Here is a 13,855-nt window from a genome sequence, read left to right as displayed (position 1 = left end):
TACTCCCATCAGCTTTATTATTTTTATTTTTGAAATAAAACACTTGACTCTCCCCTAAAAGGAGACTTTATGATGATGTCACAAACGAAAGGAGAATCATCATGATCATTACAAAAGTAAATGAAATTACCAAGAAATACGGAAATAAAACCGTGCTGGACCATGTATCTTTTTGTGTTGAGGAAGGCGAATGTCTGGGTATTTTAGGACACAACGGTGCCGGAAAAACAACATTGATCGAAACGATGCTGGGTCTTAAAAAAGCAAATCAGGGTCAAGTATTCCTCTTTGATCACAATATGATAAAAAGAGAACAGCACTTATTTGAAAAAATCGGGGTACAGCTCCAGCATTCTGCCTATCAGTCAAAAATTAAAGTGCATGAACTATGTCAGGAACGTGCTGTGCTTTATCAAAAAGATATCGATGAAGACCGATTATTATCTGATTTTGGTCTCTTGGATAAGAAGAATCAAATGGTCGAAAGCTTATCCGGAGGGGAAAAGCAAAAGCTTTCTATTGTGCTTGCGGTTATGCACGAACCTGAACTTATTTTCTTAGATGAGTTAACTACCGGACTGGACGTTGTTGCAAGAAGAGAAATTTGGAAATATTTGCTTGAACTAAAAAAGAACAAAAAGAGTTTGATCTTGACTTCGCATTATATGGATGAAGTAGAAACCTTATGTGACCGTATCCTCTTATTAAAAGAGGGAAAGGAATTGATCAGCGGCACAGTGAAAGAAGTAATTGAAAAGAGTCCTTATGATAATTTAGAAAAAGCATTTTTATGGTATATGGGTGAGGAGGTTCTATTATGAAAAAATATTTGACTTATTTAAAAATTGAAGCCCTTTTGGCATTTCGCAGCATTGACTTAATCTTTTTTGGTGTGATCATGCCGATTGGAATCGCAGTTCTTATCGCTGCCATTGGCGGCAATAGTATGACAGCTAATGGATACACCTATCTTCAGGGAACTTTCGGTTCATTGATTACCGTAGGTATCTGTGCCACTGCCCTAATGGGAATCCCGTTATGTCTGTCCGATTATCGTGATAAAAAAATTCTAAAGCACTTTTTTGTAACGCCCGTACGTCCAAGTATGATATTATTGGTACAGGCTGCAATCAATGCCTTTATTTCAATTATCTCTGCCATTGCCATTTATGCTATTCTAAAACTGGGCTGGGGTTATGAGATTAATGGAAGTGTTGGTATGCTGGTACTGTCTTTTATGGTGACTATGTTTGCGCTTTATGGTTTAGGGATGCTGATTGCAAGTTTATGCCGTACAACTAAATCTGTCAATTTAGCCTGTACGCTGTTTTATTTTCCGATGTTATTTCTATCTGGAGCGACAGTTCCTTTTGAAATCTTTCCGAAATGGCTGCAATCGATCGCCAACGTTTTACCATTAACGCAAGGAATCAAACTTATTAAGGGGTATTCGCTATCATCACACCCTAATAATACAGTTGGACCATTTATTATTTTATTTGTTGTTGCTGTGATCAGCATTATTTTATCGATTAAAACATTTAAATGGGAATAGGAGGACATATTGATGTATCGCATAGGAGAATTTTCTAAAATGAGCAAGGTCTCAATCAAGACCTTGCGCTATTATGATGAAATGGATTTATTAAAACCGGAATATATCGATCCTGAAAGCAGCTATCGCTTTTATACGACACAGCAGCTTATTCAAATTCACAGTCTGACTGCTTATCGTCAGATTGGCTTGTCAATTAATGAAATCAAATTAATCTTATTAGGGCAAAATGAAGAGGATATTTTAGAAAAACATAAGTCTGAAATGCAAAAAGAAAAAGAACGACTGACAGAAAAGATTGCTCGTATTGATTTTCTGTGTTCACAGCAATTAGATGAGCATCTTTTGCAATATAAAGCTATCATCAAAGAAATCCCCGAGCTTATCGTCTATTCTAAAAAGATGCATTTAAACAGTTATCACGATTACTTCGATGTTATTCCCCCATTAGGTGCAGAAGTCACTCGCTTAAATCCGGAGATTCAATGTACCTTCCCAGCATACTGCTTCATTAGTTATTTAGATGGTGAGTACAAAGAATATGACCGTTACGTTGAGTTTTGTGAAGCTGTAGATCGTTTTGGAACAGCACCAGAAGGCGTTGTCTTCAAAAAGCTTGAACCGATAACTGTTGTTTCTGTTTTACATCAGGGCAGCTATAAAGATATCGGGCTTGCTTATGCCTACGCTGCACAGTGGATCGATAAGAACGGCTATCTTTTAGCCGGAAATCCACGCGAAAATGTGATCGACGGGATTTGGAATAAAGAACGTGAAGAAGACTGGCTGACCGAAGTACAGATTCCTATTATAAAAGAAAAAAATGGCAAGAGCATCTAGCTGCTTGCCATTTTATTTTAGATAAGGATTATGCTGCTGTTCGTTTTTAATGCTCGTTTCTTCCCCATGTCCGGGGAAAACTCTGGCATCATCATTAAACTCTTTTAACTTCTTCATTGATAAAACAGTATCATGATGACTGGATAACGGGAAATCAAAACGTCCGATAGAACCGTTAAATAAGACATCTCCGCTAAAGATAATCTTCTGATCCGTCAGTTCAATCATGCTCGATCCCGGTGTATGTCCCGGTAAATGATGCCATCTCACTTTAAACGGACCGATTTGCATTATCTCCTCACAATCTAAAACAGGTGCTTGAATTATGAGAGGATTTCCCATCATCGTTGACAGATTATATTTAGGCTCTTTTAAATACACATGATCTTCATGATGCAGATAAATGGGACAAGCAAACGCCTGATACAAAGCATCTATTGCCCCGATATGGTCACAATGCCCATGCGTCAATAAAATTGCAAGGACATCTAATTCATTTTCATTAATAAAATTCTTGATCTTTTTTGCTTGGTCCCCCGGATCAATGATAACTGCCTGAAAATTATCATATAGCACATAGCAATTCGTTTGAAACGAACTGACCACTAATCTTTTTATTTTCATCTCATCCCTCTTTTCTTTCTCCGTTTATTATAACACATCTTCACTTTTTATTTAATTTATAAATGATATAACTAAAGGCAAACGTATTGCTGATATTCATCGCATACAACAAATCTGTTGTTCTGCATCCAAATCATAGTTTATAAACGATAAAGAACATTACTGTTTTTTTATTGTACTCCCCTGCTTTCTTAAATCCACCATAAAAATGTCAATCTTCTTAAACCATAGAATATATAAAAAGAAAAAAGAGTGCCCATGACACTCTCTATATTCTTTAAACTATTTTTTCTCTTTATGAGTCGTTTTTTTATTACATCTTGAACAGTATTTTTTAACTTCCATACGATCCGGGTGATTTCTTTTGTTTTTTGTACCGATATAGTTTTCTTCTCCACATTCTGTACATTTATAAATAATGTTATCTCTCATTCTCACACCTCCATACCCAAACTAATTTCGTATTACATAATAACACAATTATTTGTGAATTACCATACTTTTTTTAACAAACCATCAATTTAATCAGGAATTAAAAAGTTATTGTGATAATCCATATTTTTCAAAATATTTATCAAAAATCTGTCCTACGATACTTTGACAAGTTTTTGAGTTACCGCCCTCTCTAGGCGCAATGCACGCATAGGTCAAACGCGGGTTCTCATAAGGCGCATAAGCGATCAAAGCCTGGTTAGGATAATCGGTTCCTGTTTCATCAAACACTTCGGCAGTTCCTGATTTTGCTGCCAGAACGTAGTCCGTTTTTCTAAGTCCGGTTAAAATTCCATCACCATTCACTCCGGCATAAAATCCAGCCTGAATTCGTTCAAACGCCGTTTTCTCATCCGATACATCATCAAGCACTTCGACATTATTCGTATATACTGTGACATCATCACCGTTTACATTTGTATAAGCTTCCGTCACCAGTCTTGGCTTCATGCGTCGCCCGCCGTTAGCAATCGTTGAAACATACTGTGCCATTTGGATCGGCGTATAAGTGTAATACTGACCGATCGAAGCATCAAGAATATTTCCTGCTTCAGGTTCACGATCTCCGCCTTGATAACCTCTTTCTTCATTCGGTACATCAATTCCGGTTTTCACACCCAGTCCTAATTCTCCAAAAGAACGCTTGATCTTATCGAAAGCTTCATAGTTAATATATAACGGCTGATAAGGCACATAATTGGCTTCTGCCAAACGCATCGCAATTTTAAACATGAAAACATTGGAAGATTTAGCCAATGCCTCCACTTCGTTTAAGTTTCCCATTGCCGCTTTCGTCCATGATGCTTTCGGCGCTGTTCCCTGAATATAAATAGGTTCATCATACAGCTGTTCTCCCGCCGTATACAGCCCGTACTTAAATCCGGTATAGACAGTCGCTCCCTTTGAAGAGGACCCAATCGCAAAGGCTTCTAAATAAGCCCCATCCGCAAAATCATAGATTTCACCTGTTTCCCGATCCAATGCCTTTCCGCACATTGCCACGATATCCCCGTTATTAGGGTCCATCAACACGACATAAAGACGATCCATATATTGATTTCCACTGGCATAAGCAATCGAACGCAGCTGAGTCTCCAAGATATTATTGATATATTCCTGTAATTCCCAATCGATCGCTAATTTTAAGTTATAACCTTTTTCACCTTGACTCAACTGACTTAAAATCGGATCACCGGTTTCTTCATCATATGTCAAGTTATACGTAGCTCCGCTTCCGCCAAGCAGACTTTCGTATTGCTTTTCTAGTCCCGAAGTTCCGACACGTGAATTCATCTGATAACCTAAAGCTAACAGAGTATCTGATTCATCTTTGGGAATCCCCTGTGTCTTGCTTGAAACATTTCCAAACAAACTTTTCATTGTACTCCCATAAGGATAAACACGTGTATAGTCATGACTGTATGTAAATCCTCTTAATATATTTTGACGTTCACCAATAAAAGCGATATCTTCAGCTGAGACATTCTCCACCACAACATTGCCGCCATTGATATCCTTATTCATTAAGGTATAAACATATGCCTCTTCAAGCGTCAGTTCACCAGAGCTGTAATACTGATTGATCATGTCTTCACTAATACGGTCAATTTTCATATTATAAATATCCGTATCGCTTAAAGTACCTGCTTTATAAGCTGCCCATTCTTCTTCGGTAACAACCGTTTTCGTCTCTTTATCAAAATCACGAATCAGCATATCCTGCTTATCTCTCAGCGTCAGCTTCGATAAATCTATTTGAAAACGATCGGCAATGATCTTTGCCATTGCTCTTTCTTCTTCCTCTTTGATTCCTTTTGGCGCATAATACATAATGACATTAGTCGCTTCACTTCCTACCAAAAGCGTACCATTGCGGTCATAGATCTGTCCTCTTGGCACATCCTGCGTCTTCGACTGAACCTGATAGGTTACTAGCTTTGCCGCATAGTAATCTCCTTGATGAACCTGAATAAAAATCAGTCTGACGGCAATCACAACAATCGCAACAACGATCAACCCCATCAGTCCTATCATTCTCGCAAACGTACTCTGCTCTCTTTTTTTACGTTCTCTTACTTTCTCATCATTTCTCCCCTGAAAGTAATATGTTCCGCTAAATTGCTGCTTTTTCTTAAATTTAAACATGACTTCACCTACCTTACCGCTTTTTCATTATATAAAACAACTCCGGTTATTTTATGTGATTTTTTATTAATTAAAAATGTGAGCGCATTCTGCTCCCCACATCTTCATTATTTTTTTACTAATTCTCTTTGAATCTTACGCATAATTTGTGACTTCGAATACTGCAGCTCACTTAAAATATACTCCAAAGCATCTTTTTGTCCTTCACGATATTTATTACGTGAGTTACGTACATTTTTTGCGACCTTGCTTAATTCATGACGAATGCTCGATTCAAAAAATTCTAAATCATCTTTATAGGTTTCTAATTCCTGTAAATACGTGGTGATCACATTTTCATAGCCATCGCGATAATACCCACGATAGCGACGCCCATACTGAATGTTGCTCATTACTTGTTTCATATAGTCAAAACGCGTCGTAATGACATTGTGTGAATGTGTGGAATAAGGCTTTTCCGGCTTACGTTTTCCAAAAGCTCGGTCAATCCCATCAGAAAGCAGTTCTCCCATATTATCGTAACCACTCTTTTTCAAAGATTCATCAACATTGTCTTTTACTGTTGAAATGGTCTGATCCGCCAATTCTACTAAATCATTGATAAGATCATGATTATTATTTTTATCTCTATCTCTCGGCATTGTTTTCACCTACTTTAAGTTCATCAATCGTTCCTTCTTTAACTAATCCATCTTTTTTAAGCATTGTTTCCAATACCGACATATCACTTGATAAATCCAAGATTTCATCGTCACAAAGCGTTGCAGACATCGTCTCCAAGGCCTGATTAACCAAATAAATTGTTTTCATCAGCTGAGATTCTACCTCATTAAAATCAGGATCCATTTTATTTGTATCTGACAGACGCACATAGTTTTTTAAAATTGAAACCAATGTCGGCAAATAATAATAATCAAGCTTAGATACTTTCGATTCCTTTTCAGGATACTGATCTAAAATCTGGTCAATAAATTTAATCATTGCTGAAGTATGATATAAATCTTCCGTAATCTTTGTATTTGTAATAGAAGTATTCAAATCATCAATCTGACGCATAAATTTCTTTAAGTTCACCGTTGAATCTTCTTCCTCTTCATTTTCCGGCTCAGTTTCCACCACTTCATTCGTATAAATCACATACTTAAAATAATCATACGTATCTGGGAAAGAACTTTTAAATTCACTTACCTTACATAATTTTTCATTTTGGTAATATACATCTAATGTATTGAACCCGTTTGCCTGATCACTGCGGATTGTTACATTTTCGTTCAATACCAGTTCATCATGTTCACTAAAATAAGCAAGTGCCTTTTCATCTAGTTGACGCTGCATTTTCTTTTTATCGCTTAATGATTTTTTCTTGCTGAAATATTGGACGGCTCCCAGTAAAAGGAAACTGACAGCAGCGGTCCCTAAAAAGAGATTAGAAAATCCCAACGGAAGTGCAAAAGCTATCAATGAGCCAAAACATATTAACGCCAAAAAATTTGAAGTCCATTTTTTCACACTTTCACCCCCAAAAATTATTATCTCATAAATCAGAAAAAATATCATTAAATATAGTGAACTTTTTACAATTAATTTCACATACTAATTTTATATTCATTTTTAGGATTAATGTAAATGCTACCATTTTTTAAATTAAAAGAAAAGCATTAATTTAAACGCTTTCAGAAAATATTTATAAAAATTTAATACAAATTTAATTGACAAAATTTAGAAATAGGCTTAATATGTGTTTGTACGAAAGAGGAGGAATTTTATATGATTAAAATTAAATTAGTTTGTGCAACAGGTGTATCTTCAAATTTATTGGTAGATGTTCTTAAAAGAAAAGCTGCTGAAAAGAAAGTGGATTGCGAAATCTCATCTAGTTCATCAATGAACATTACTGACGCCGTTAATTCTTCTGACGTTTTAGTACTTGGACCTCAATATGGATATAAATTAGACGAAGTGCAAGCATTAGCAGATGGTAAATGTGCTGTCGTTACTTTGAAAGAATATGAATATTCTTCAATCGAAGCCGATAAAATCGTGGATAAAGCGGTTGAAGCATATAACGCATTCAAAAAATAAATAACGCTAAACCGTCTTTTGACGGTTTTTTGTTTTTTGAAAAAAATACGATCACTCTTTTTTCTATGCTATAATCTAACCAATAATTAAAAGGAAGGTAAGTATGGAAAAGAAAATAGTTTTTTTAGATGTAGATGGTACATTATGTAATGATGAGGGATTTGTTCCGGATTCTGCCCGTGATGCCGTTAGAGCGGCTAGAAAAAACGGTCATTTGGTTTATTTATGCACGGGTCGTTCTCAAGCCGAACTTTATGATTTCATTATGGAAGTTGGTTTCGATGGTGTGATTGGTGCCGGCGGAGGATTCGTCTCTGTTGGGGATGAGATGCTGTATCATAAACGTGTGAGCGATGCTGATGTTCGTCATTTAGTTGATTTTTTCAATGAGCATCATGTTGACTTTTATTTAGAATCAAACGGCGGACTTTACGCCAGTGAAAATTTAGTTCACCATCTTGAAATGATGATGTACGGAGATGTCGATCACGATGAAGAAGCAAGACGCAAGCGAGATGAAAATCCTAATCATTTTATTGAAGCCATGATTCAAGGGGAATCCTTATATCGCAGTGATGTCAACAAGGCTTGTTTTCTACAGTCAGATGTCCCTTTTGATACAATCAAAGAGGAATTTGCGGGAGAATTCAACGTTATCCCTTGCACAGTTCCAATGTTTGGGCCAGACAGCGGTGAACTAGCCGTTCCCGGTGTTCATAAAGCGACTGCAATTGAAGCTCTGCTGGAACATTTAGGACTTGATCAAAAAGACACGATCGCAATGGGTGATGGAATGAATGATGCGGAAATGCTGGAATACTGTCAAATCGGAATTGCCATGGGTAATGCGAAACCCGGTCTGAAAGACATTGCCGATGAAGTGACAGATACTCATGATGAAGGCGGAATCTTCAACAGCTTCAAAAAACATCGATTAATATAAAAACCTGAAATAAATTCAGGTTTTTTGAATAGAATAGATTAAATGTTTTCTCCATTGTTAATAGCGTCAATCTTGCGTTGGGATAAATTAGATCCTACTACCAAATTATTCTCTCTTAAAAAATCGCATGTCAGTTTTCGATAAGGAGAATCAAGCGGGATTTTCACCGGAAAGCCGGCATCAAGAAAATCTTCTTTAAAACTGGTTTTATAAAATCTCAACCCTTCTACTCCAACCTGCATTAGATTATCAACAAGGATCTCTCCTTCATAATGCATATCATTGAGCCGTTCGACGATCATTTGTCTCTGATTCACCTTTGAATGACAAAACAGCAAAATCAAAAACAATTTATAAGGCTGATCCGGACATTCGATCAGTTTAAAGTTCTCCATGTATTTTTCCATATCATTACCCCCATATCATTTTCATATTATACCATTTAGGAGGTCATTATGCTACTTAGAAAAGAAGAAGAATATCGTTTTGAATTACACCATACATTTAAAGGCGAATATTTAAGCCCGATAATCATGAATTTAAATGATAAGTTCATTCATCACTACGATGATTACGATGAAGTGTATCACTGCAATCAAAAAATTCATCAATTATCCGCTTTACCGAAAGTCACTTTAGATTTTCACGTTCTCTATAAACATGAGCAATGCATCGGTATCGCTTTAATCAGTCACGGACAGCTCAATTCAGAAATTCTATTGGATCAAAAAGGACTCATTGAAAACCCTAGCCAAAGCATCATTTTAAACTATTTTCACATCTGTGAAAAAGGACATGGGTTAGGTACAAAATGGCTTAAAGAGATCATTTTTCCCTACTATCAAGATTTCGACAAGAATACTATGTATTTAAAATCATCACACGCCAAAGCTTTTCCTTTTTATTTGCGTCTAGGACAAAAAATCGGCGCTTATAAAACAAAAAGCGATAACGGTTTATTTGTAAGAGAAGGACAGATCTTTAAAATCAATTTCTAAAAAAAAGATACCCTCAGGATATCTCGTTTAAAACTGACCAATCAGATCACTATTTAGCTGCTTTACTAATTCCACTGCCAGTTTCACAGAATTCAAATAATCTTCATAAGCACAAATACCATGATGAGAATGAATATAGCGAACCGGTACACCAACTACTATGGTTGGCACGCCATAACGTGACATATGAATATATTTGGCATTCGTTCCGCCGCCACTTCTTACAGATTCCTGAACCGGAATCTGTTTTTCTTCGCACATATCCAATGTATAACGCATAAATCTTGGGTTCGTAATCATTGAACGGTCGAAATGTCTCAGCATCGGTCCCTTTTTCATTGCAGTCTGAATCATATATGGCTCATAAAAAGTATCATCAGCCGGACAACCTTCAAAAATAATCGCAATATCTGCATCAATGTTTTGAACGGCCGCATGCACGCCTCTTTCTCCTACTTCTTCTTGTACGGACAATGTCGCTACCACATCGACATCTAATTTTTCTTCTTTTAATTGATTTAAAGATTCCAATACCGCCGCACAGCCAATACGGCAGTCAAATGCTTTTCCAATAAATAAATCACGTTTTTCATCATAAGTACACTCAACGTCAGGCACCACCGGTGCTGCCATTCTGATTTTGAAATTTTCCTTTAAGTCTTCAGCAGAAACAGCTCCTAGATCAATCACCATATTTTCAATATTCAAAGAGGCACTTTTTTCTGCCTGACTCATAAAATGCACCGGCTTAGCGGCAACAACACCGCTTAAATAGTCTCCTTCTGCATTTTGAACACGGACTTTACTAGCTGGAACGTTATTAGGTGACCAACCTCCTAACGGCAAAAATGTCATGGTTCCATTAGGCTTAATAGCTTGTACAATAAATCCCAGCTCATCACTGTGGGCATCCAACCAAACTTTCGGCTTTTTACCCGTATTGCCCTTTAATGTCATATATAAATTACGCAAAGAGTCTTCCTTGACTTCACAAAAGCTTTCGCTTTCAATTCGCCCGATCTGAGCTACTTCATCTTCAAATCCGGATACCCCATTCGCATTTGAAAGCCGTTTAATCAAGTCAATATTTTGTTCTTTTGTTCTCATTTACACTCCCCCTTTTTTTATTTTTCCTATCTTTTTTAATCATATCTTTATTTTTTGAACATATCAATATATAAATTTTATTTTATCGTCAATAATAAAGAAAGTTCACTTTCAATTCATTTATCCCTTGTAGAATATCATGATAAGAAAGAAGGTTATGTATGAAAAATCTTTTGAAAGGACGAAACGGTCCCGACCAGTTAAGTCAATTTTTACTTTTTATTGTGCTGCTTATCTCTCTATCCAACCTCCTCTTTTTTAAGACAACCATTTTATCCATTCTTGTTTGGGTTCTATTAATTTATATTTTATATCGAACTTTCTCCAAACAGGTTTATAAGCGCCGCCAGGAGAATATTAAATTTGCCCAGATGCTGTATCCATATCAGATCAAGATGTTGAAATGGGCAAACCGACAAGCAGACAAGAAAACGCATCGTTATTTTAAATGCCCGAATTGTTCTCAAACCGTCAGAGTGCCAAAAGGACATGGATTAATCACAATCACATGCCCTAAATGTCAAACTCGCTTTGATAAAAAATCCTAACAAATATTTTGCGGATCTCCTGCAAGATATTTTTTTATATTTTCAAATACGACATATGCTCGTTTTACTAAAGCTTCCTTTGTCGCAAAGCCAATATGTGGTGCCAATATGGTATTTTTCGCATTCAACAACGGATGTTCCACCGGAATTGGCGGTTCCATCTCAAAGACATCGATTCCGGCTCCGGCAATCTTATTATTATTCAGTGCCGCTGCCAAAGCTTCGCTATCGACGATAGTTCCACGGGCGGTATTAATCAAAACCGCCTCTTTTTTCATTAATGCAATCTTGTCTGCATCAATTAAATGATATGTTGCCGGTGTTGATGGAATATGTAGTGTAATGATATCACTTTCTTTCATCAGTGTATCTAAATCAACAAATTCTACCCCTTGAATCATTCGCTTTGTACGGCTATAGCATAGTACTTTTAAGTCAAATGCAAAAGCAATTTTCATCACTCGCTGTCCGATCTCTCCGGCTCCTACAACCCCTATTGTTTTACCTGCCATTTCCAATAAGCTCAGCCCTTCTTTAGTCTGCTGATGACGGGTTCTTTCATCACTTGCAAGCAATTGACGATACAGACCGATAATCATGCCGAACACTTCTTCAGCAACTGCCACGGTGGAATATCCTACACTGTTGCAGATCATAATATTCTTTTCTTTACAGTAATTGACATCAAGATGATCAATTCCGGTAAAGGCAACGGAAATTAATTTCAAGTGAGGACAAGCAGATAAAACATTACGATTTAACGGTAAATTCGCTACAACTAAAATCTCTGCTTCCTTTGCTCGTTCAATTAAAGTTACTTCATCAGTGACTCTTGTATCATAATAAATAATTTCATGTTCCGATAAATTTTCTTGACTGATCTTTTCAACGCTTTCTTTTTCAATTCCCAATGGTTCAATAATGACTATTTTCATTTTATATTCTCCAATCTCAGTATTTGTATTACGGTATTTTTCAAATGGCGATAAGCATTTTCTTGTTTCATGGCATACTCCAATTCAACAACTCCGGGAACAACAGAAAACATAGCATCGATCCCATGATCATTCAATAGATAAGCCTCTTCGTTGATCTGTCCAGCTAAAGCAATGACCTTGCACCCGTGTTTCTTAGCCAGTCTTGCCACTCCAATTGGTGTCTTATTCATCAAGGTCTGACCATCCATTCGCCCTTCACCCGTAAAAACATAATCTGCATCTTTAAGTTTATCCTCAAGCTGAACAAATGTCAAAACTAAATCTATTCCGCTAACCAGCTTTGAATGAAGATAACTCAAAAAAGCAAAGCCTAATCCGCCAGCCGCTCCGGTTCCTGAAACCTCTTGATAGTCCGTCTTATTATATGCTTTGGTAACTGCCGCAAAATGAGCAAGCCCGGCATCCATCTTTTGAATCATGAAAGCATCGGCTCCTTTTTGCGGTCCGTAAACTGCACTTGCTCCATTTTCCCCACATAAAGGATTAGACACATCACAGGCAATCTCAAAACGGCATTCTTTGATTCGTGAATCAACCAAGCGATCATCAATTTCAGCTATTTTATCAAGATCCTGCGCTCCTAAACGAATTGGCTGTGCCTCTTCATCTAAAAAGCGATAGCCCATTGCCATCAGCATGCCGATTCCCCCATCATTCGTTCCGCTTCCGCCAATACCGACAATAAAATGACGATAGCCTCGCTCAATAGCATCCATGATCATCTCACCTACGCCAAATGTTGTCGTCAATAAAGGATTGCGCTCTTCTAACGTAAGCAACGGCAATCCGGAAGCACTTGCCATTTCCATCACAGCCGTTTGATTGATCACGCCGTAATATGTCTCATGTTCTCTAAAAAGCGGATCATGAACACAAACATTTATTTTCTTTCCATTCATTCCTTCAATTAACGCATCAACGGTCCCTTCTCCGCCATCCGCCACTGCCTGAATCACCACATCAGCATCCGGATTTACTGCATGAACCCCCTCTTCAATTGCTTTTGCCGCCTGATAAGAGCTTAAACTCCCCTTAAACGAATCAATGGCTACTGCTACTTTCATACTATCACCTCATTCCTTTATTTTAAAAGCATCGTTCACTTTTGTCGAGATGTTTTAAAAGAAAACGCCCGATTATTCATCGAGCGCCTCCATCATCATTATGGCTGCTGCTTTATTGGAAGCTAATGGTATATTATGAACATCACATAGACGCATTAAAGCAGATACATCCGGTTCATGCGGCTGTGCCGTTAATGGATCCCTGAAAAAGATAACCAAATCCATTTCTCCGGTTGCGATTTTAGCCCCGATCTGCTGGTCACCGCCATAGGGTCCGGATAAAAATCGATGAACCGCTAAAGAAGTGTTTTCCATAATTTTTTTACCTGTCGTTCCCGTGCCAAACAATTCATGTTTCATTAATTTCTTTTCATATCTTTTAACAAATTCAATCATCTCTGATTTCTTTTGATCATGAGCAATTAAAGCAATATTCATTTCTTTTCCTCCCCACTTTTA

Annotated in this window: 17 protein-coding genes; 7 read left to right on the top strand and 10 right to left on the bottom strand. The window is 37.1% G+C overall.

The features are described 5' to 3' along the window. The first annotated feature begins 101 nt into the window (after positions 1-101). Genes ACLRVU_RS01760 through ACLRVU_RS01750 form a run of 3 tightly spaced genes read left to right on the top strand, consistent with a single transcriptional unit; the run spans position 102 to position 2,395 of the window. On the top strand, positions 102-821 hold the full coding sequence (locus tag ACLRVU_RS01760; protein ID WP_412890435.1) for an ABC transporter ATP-binding protein: 720 nt from the start codon (positions 102-104) through the stop codon (positions 819-821). Next, complete coding sequence (locus tag ACLRVU_RS01755) at positions 818-1,555, top strand: ABC transporter permease (RefSeq protein ID WP_412890434.1); 738 nt, start codon at positions 818-820, stop codon at positions 1,553-1,555. Before ACLRVU_RS01760 ends, ACLRVU_RS01755 begins: the two co-directional genes overlap by 4 nt. A gap of 12 nt (positions 1,556-1,567) precedes the next feature. Then, positions 1,568-2,395 (top strand): MerR family transcriptional regulator, encoded by an 828-nt coding sequence (locus ACLRVU_RS01750; protein WP_412890433.1) that lies wholly within the window; start codon positions 1,568-1,570, stop codon positions 2,393-2,395. A gap of 12 nt (positions 2,396-2,407) precedes the next feature. Here the strand turns inward: ACLRVU_RS01750 and ACLRVU_RS01745 are convergent, their stop codons facing one another. The 5 genes from ACLRVU_RS01745 to ACLRVU_RS01725 all read right to left on the bottom strand — a co-directional run bounded on the left by ACLRVU_RS01745 (position 2,408) and on the right by ACLRVU_RS01725 (position 7,165). Next, positions 2,408-3,019 (bottom strand): MBL fold metallo-hydrolase, encoded by a 612-nt coding sequence (locus ACLRVU_RS01745; protein ID WP_412890432.1) that lies wholly within the window; start codon positions 3,017-3,019, stop codon positions 2,408-2,410. A gap of 282 nt (positions 3,020-3,301) precedes the next feature. Further along, positions 3,302-3,451, bottom strand: coding sequence for a 50S ribosomal protein L33 (gene rpmG / locus ACLRVU_RS01740; RefSeq protein ID WP_041139399.1), 150 nt, complete (start codon positions 3,449-3,451; stop codon positions 3,302-3,304). A gap of 108 nt (positions 3,452-3,559) precedes the next feature. Next, positions 3,560-5,656, bottom strand: coding sequence for a penicillin-binding transpeptidase domain-containing protein (locus ACLRVU_RS01735; protein ID WP_412890431.1), 2,097 nt, complete (start codon positions 5,654-5,656; stop codon positions 3,560-3,562). A gap of 107 nt (positions 5,657-5,763) precedes the next feature. Beyond that, positions 5,764-6,297 carry a hypothetical protein gene (locus tag ACLRVU_RS01730; protein WP_147548535.1) on the bottom strand — a complete coding sequence of 178 codons (534 nt, stop codon included), beginning with the start codon at positions 6,295-6,297 and terminating at the stop codon, positions 5,764-5,766. Then, positions 6,284-7,165 carry a 5-bromo-4-chloroindolyl phosphate hydrolysis family protein gene (locus tag ACLRVU_RS01725; RefSeq protein ID WP_412890430.1) on the bottom strand — a complete coding sequence of 294 codons (882 nt, stop codon included), beginning with the start codon at positions 7,163-7,165 and terminating at the stop codon, positions 6,284-6,286. Before ACLRVU_RS01725 ends, ACLRVU_RS01730 begins: the two co-directional genes overlap by 14 nt. A gap of 258 nt (positions 7,166-7,423) precedes the next feature. Between ACLRVU_RS01725 and ACLRVU_RS01720 the strand changes: the two genes are divergently transcribed. Then, on the top strand, positions 7,424-7,738 hold the full coding sequence (locus tag ACLRVU_RS01720; RefSeq protein WP_147548531.1) for a hypothetical protein: 315 nt from the start codon (positions 7,424-7,426) through the stop codon (positions 7,736-7,738). A 103-nt stretch (positions 7,739-7,841) separates the two neighbouring features. Beyond that, positions 7,842-8,681: a Cof-type HAD-IIB family hydrolase gene (locus ACLRVU_RS01715; protein WP_412890429.1), complete on the top strand. Its 840-nt coding sequence runs from the start codon at positions 7,842-7,844 to the stop codon at positions 8,679-8,681. 38 nt (positions 8,682-8,719) lie between these two features. On the opposite strand, the gene ACLRVU_RS01710 is transcribed toward ACLRVU_RS01715, so the two are convergent. Beyond that, positions 8,720-9,088, bottom strand: a complete 369-nt coding sequence (locus tag ACLRVU_RS01710; protein WP_041139405.1) for a type II toxin-antitoxin system RnlB family antitoxin — start codon at positions 9,086-9,088, stop codon at positions 8,720-8,722. A 48-nt stretch (positions 9,089-9,136) separates the two neighbouring features. On the opposite strand from ACLRVU_RS01710, the gene ACLRVU_RS01705 reads away from it, so the two are divergent. Next, on the top strand, positions 9,137-9,679 hold the full coding sequence (locus ACLRVU_RS01705) for a hypothetical protein (protein WP_412890428.1): 543 nt from the start codon (positions 9,137-9,139) through the stop codon (positions 9,677-9,679). Positions 9,680-9,706: 27 nt separating this feature from the next. Here ACLRVU_RS01705 and ACLRVU_RS01700 read toward each other — a convergent pair whose 3' ends face one another. Further along, positions 9,707-10,786 (bottom strand): M42 family metallopeptidase, encoded by a 1,080-nt coding sequence (locus tag ACLRVU_RS01700; RefSeq protein ID WP_412890427.1) that lies wholly within the window; start codon positions 10,784-10,786, stop codon positions 9,707-9,709. Between the two features lie 161 nt (positions 10,787-10,947). Here ACLRVU_RS01700 and ACLRVU_RS01695 point away from each other — a divergent pair, with 161 nt between their 5' ends. Beyond that, a complete protein-coding gene (locus ACLRVU_RS01695) occupies positions 10,948-11,334 on the top strand; it encodes a BRcat domain-containing protein (RefSeq protein ID WP_412890426.1) in 387 nt (128 codons plus the stop codon). Here the strand turns inward: ACLRVU_RS01695 and ACLRVU_RS01690 are convergent. The 3 genes from ACLRVU_RS01690 to ACLRVU_RS01680 form a co-directional block, all read right to left on the bottom strand. Then, positions 11,331-12,269 carry an NAD(P)-dependent oxidoreductase gene (locus tag ACLRVU_RS01690; protein ID WP_412890425.1) on the bottom strand — a complete coding sequence of 313 codons (939 nt, stop codon included), beginning with the start codon at positions 12,267-12,269 and terminating at the stop codon, positions 11,331-11,333. The two genes, ACLRVU_RS01695 and ACLRVU_RS01690, sit on opposite strands and share 4 nt — an antisense overlap. After that, positions 12,266-13,396, bottom strand: coding sequence for a glycerate kinase (locus ACLRVU_RS01685; RefSeq protein WP_412890424.1), 1,131 nt, complete (start codon positions 13,394-13,396; stop codon positions 12,266-12,268). Before ACLRVU_RS01685 ends, ACLRVU_RS01690 begins: the two co-directional genes overlap by 4 nt. Before the next feature lie 72 nt (positions 13,397-13,468). Beyond that, entirely contained in the window at positions 13,469-13,834 is a 366-nt protein-coding gene (locus ACLRVU_RS01680; RefSeq protein WP_147548518.1) for a methylglyoxal synthase, read from the bottom strand. Positions 13,835-13,855 lie beyond the last annotated feature (21 nt).

The organism is Beduini sp. (assembly GCF_047239305.1).
Taxonomy (GTDB): domain Bacteria; phylum Bacillota_I; class Bacilli_A; order Erysipelotrichales; family Coprobacillaceae; genus Beduini.
Note: the sequence above shows the minus strand (reverse complement) of the source record. Positions and strands in the feature narration are given on the sequence as shown.

Bases quoted from the DNA above. Each gene is read 5' to 3' on its own strand.
- ACLRVU_RS01745 (WP_412890432.1), bottom strand. From the start codon at position 3,019: ATGAAAATAAAAAGATTAGTGGTCAGTTCGTTTCAAACGAATTGCTAT.
- ACLRVU_RS01715 (WP_412890429.1), top strand. From the start codon at position 7,842: ATGGAAAAGAAAATAGTTTTTTTAGATGTAGATGGTACATTATGTAAT.
- ACLRVU_RS01695 (WP_412890426.1), top strand. From the start codon at position 10,948: ATGAAAAATCTTTTGAAAGGACGAAACGGTCCCGACCAGTTAAGTCAA.
- ACLRVU_RS01720 (WP_147548531.1), top strand. From the start codon at position 7,424: ATGATTAAAATTAAATTAGTTTGTGCAACAGGTGTATCTTCAAATTTA.
- ACLRVU_RS01730 (WP_147548535.1), bottom strand. From the start codon at position 6,297: ATGCCGAGAGATAGAGATAAAAATAATAATCATGATCTTATCAATGAT.
- ACLRVU_RS01705 (WP_412890428.1), top strand. From the start codon at position 9,137: ATGCTACTTAGAAAAGAAGAAGAATATCGTTTTGAATTACACCATACA.
- ACLRVU_RS01710 (WP_041139405.1), bottom strand. From the start codon at position 9,088: ATGGAAAAATACATGGAGAACTTTAAACTGATCGAATGTCCGGATCAG.
- ACLRVU_RS01755 (WP_412890434.1), top strand. From the start codon at position 818: ATGAAAAAATATTTGACTTATTTAAAAATTGAAGCCCTTTTGGCATTT.
- ACLRVU_RS01750 (WP_412890433.1), top strand. From the start codon at position 1,568: ATGTATCGCATAGGAGAATTTTCTAAAATGAGCAAGGTCTCAATCAAG.
- ACLRVU_RS01685 (WP_412890424.1), bottom strand. From the start codon at position 13,396: ATGAAAGTAGCAGTAGCCATTGATTCGTTTAAGGGGAGTTTAAGCTCT.
- ACLRVU_RS01735 (WP_412890431.1), bottom strand. From the start codon at position 5,656: ATGTTTAAATTTAAGAAAAAGCAGCAATTTAGCGGAACATATTACTTT.
- ACLRVU_RS01690 (WP_412890425.1), bottom strand. From the start codon at position 12,269: ATGAAAATAGTCATTATTGAACCATTGGGAATTGAAAAAGAAAGCGTT.
- rpmG (WP_041139399.1), bottom strand. From the start codon at position 3,451: ATGAGAGATAACATTATTTATAAATGTACAGAATGTGGAGAAGAAAAC.
- ACLRVU_RS01760 (WP_412890435.1), top strand. From the start codon at position 102: ATGATCATTACAAAAGTAAATGAAATTACCAAGAAATACGGAAATAAA.
- ACLRVU_RS01700 (WP_412890427.1), bottom strand. From the start codon at position 10,786: ATGAGAACAAAAGAACAAAATATTGACTTGATTAAACGGCTTTCAAAT.
- ACLRVU_RS01680 (WP_147548518.1), bottom strand. From the start codon at position 13,834: ATGAATATTGCTTTAATTGCTCATGATCAAAAGAAATCAGAGATGATT.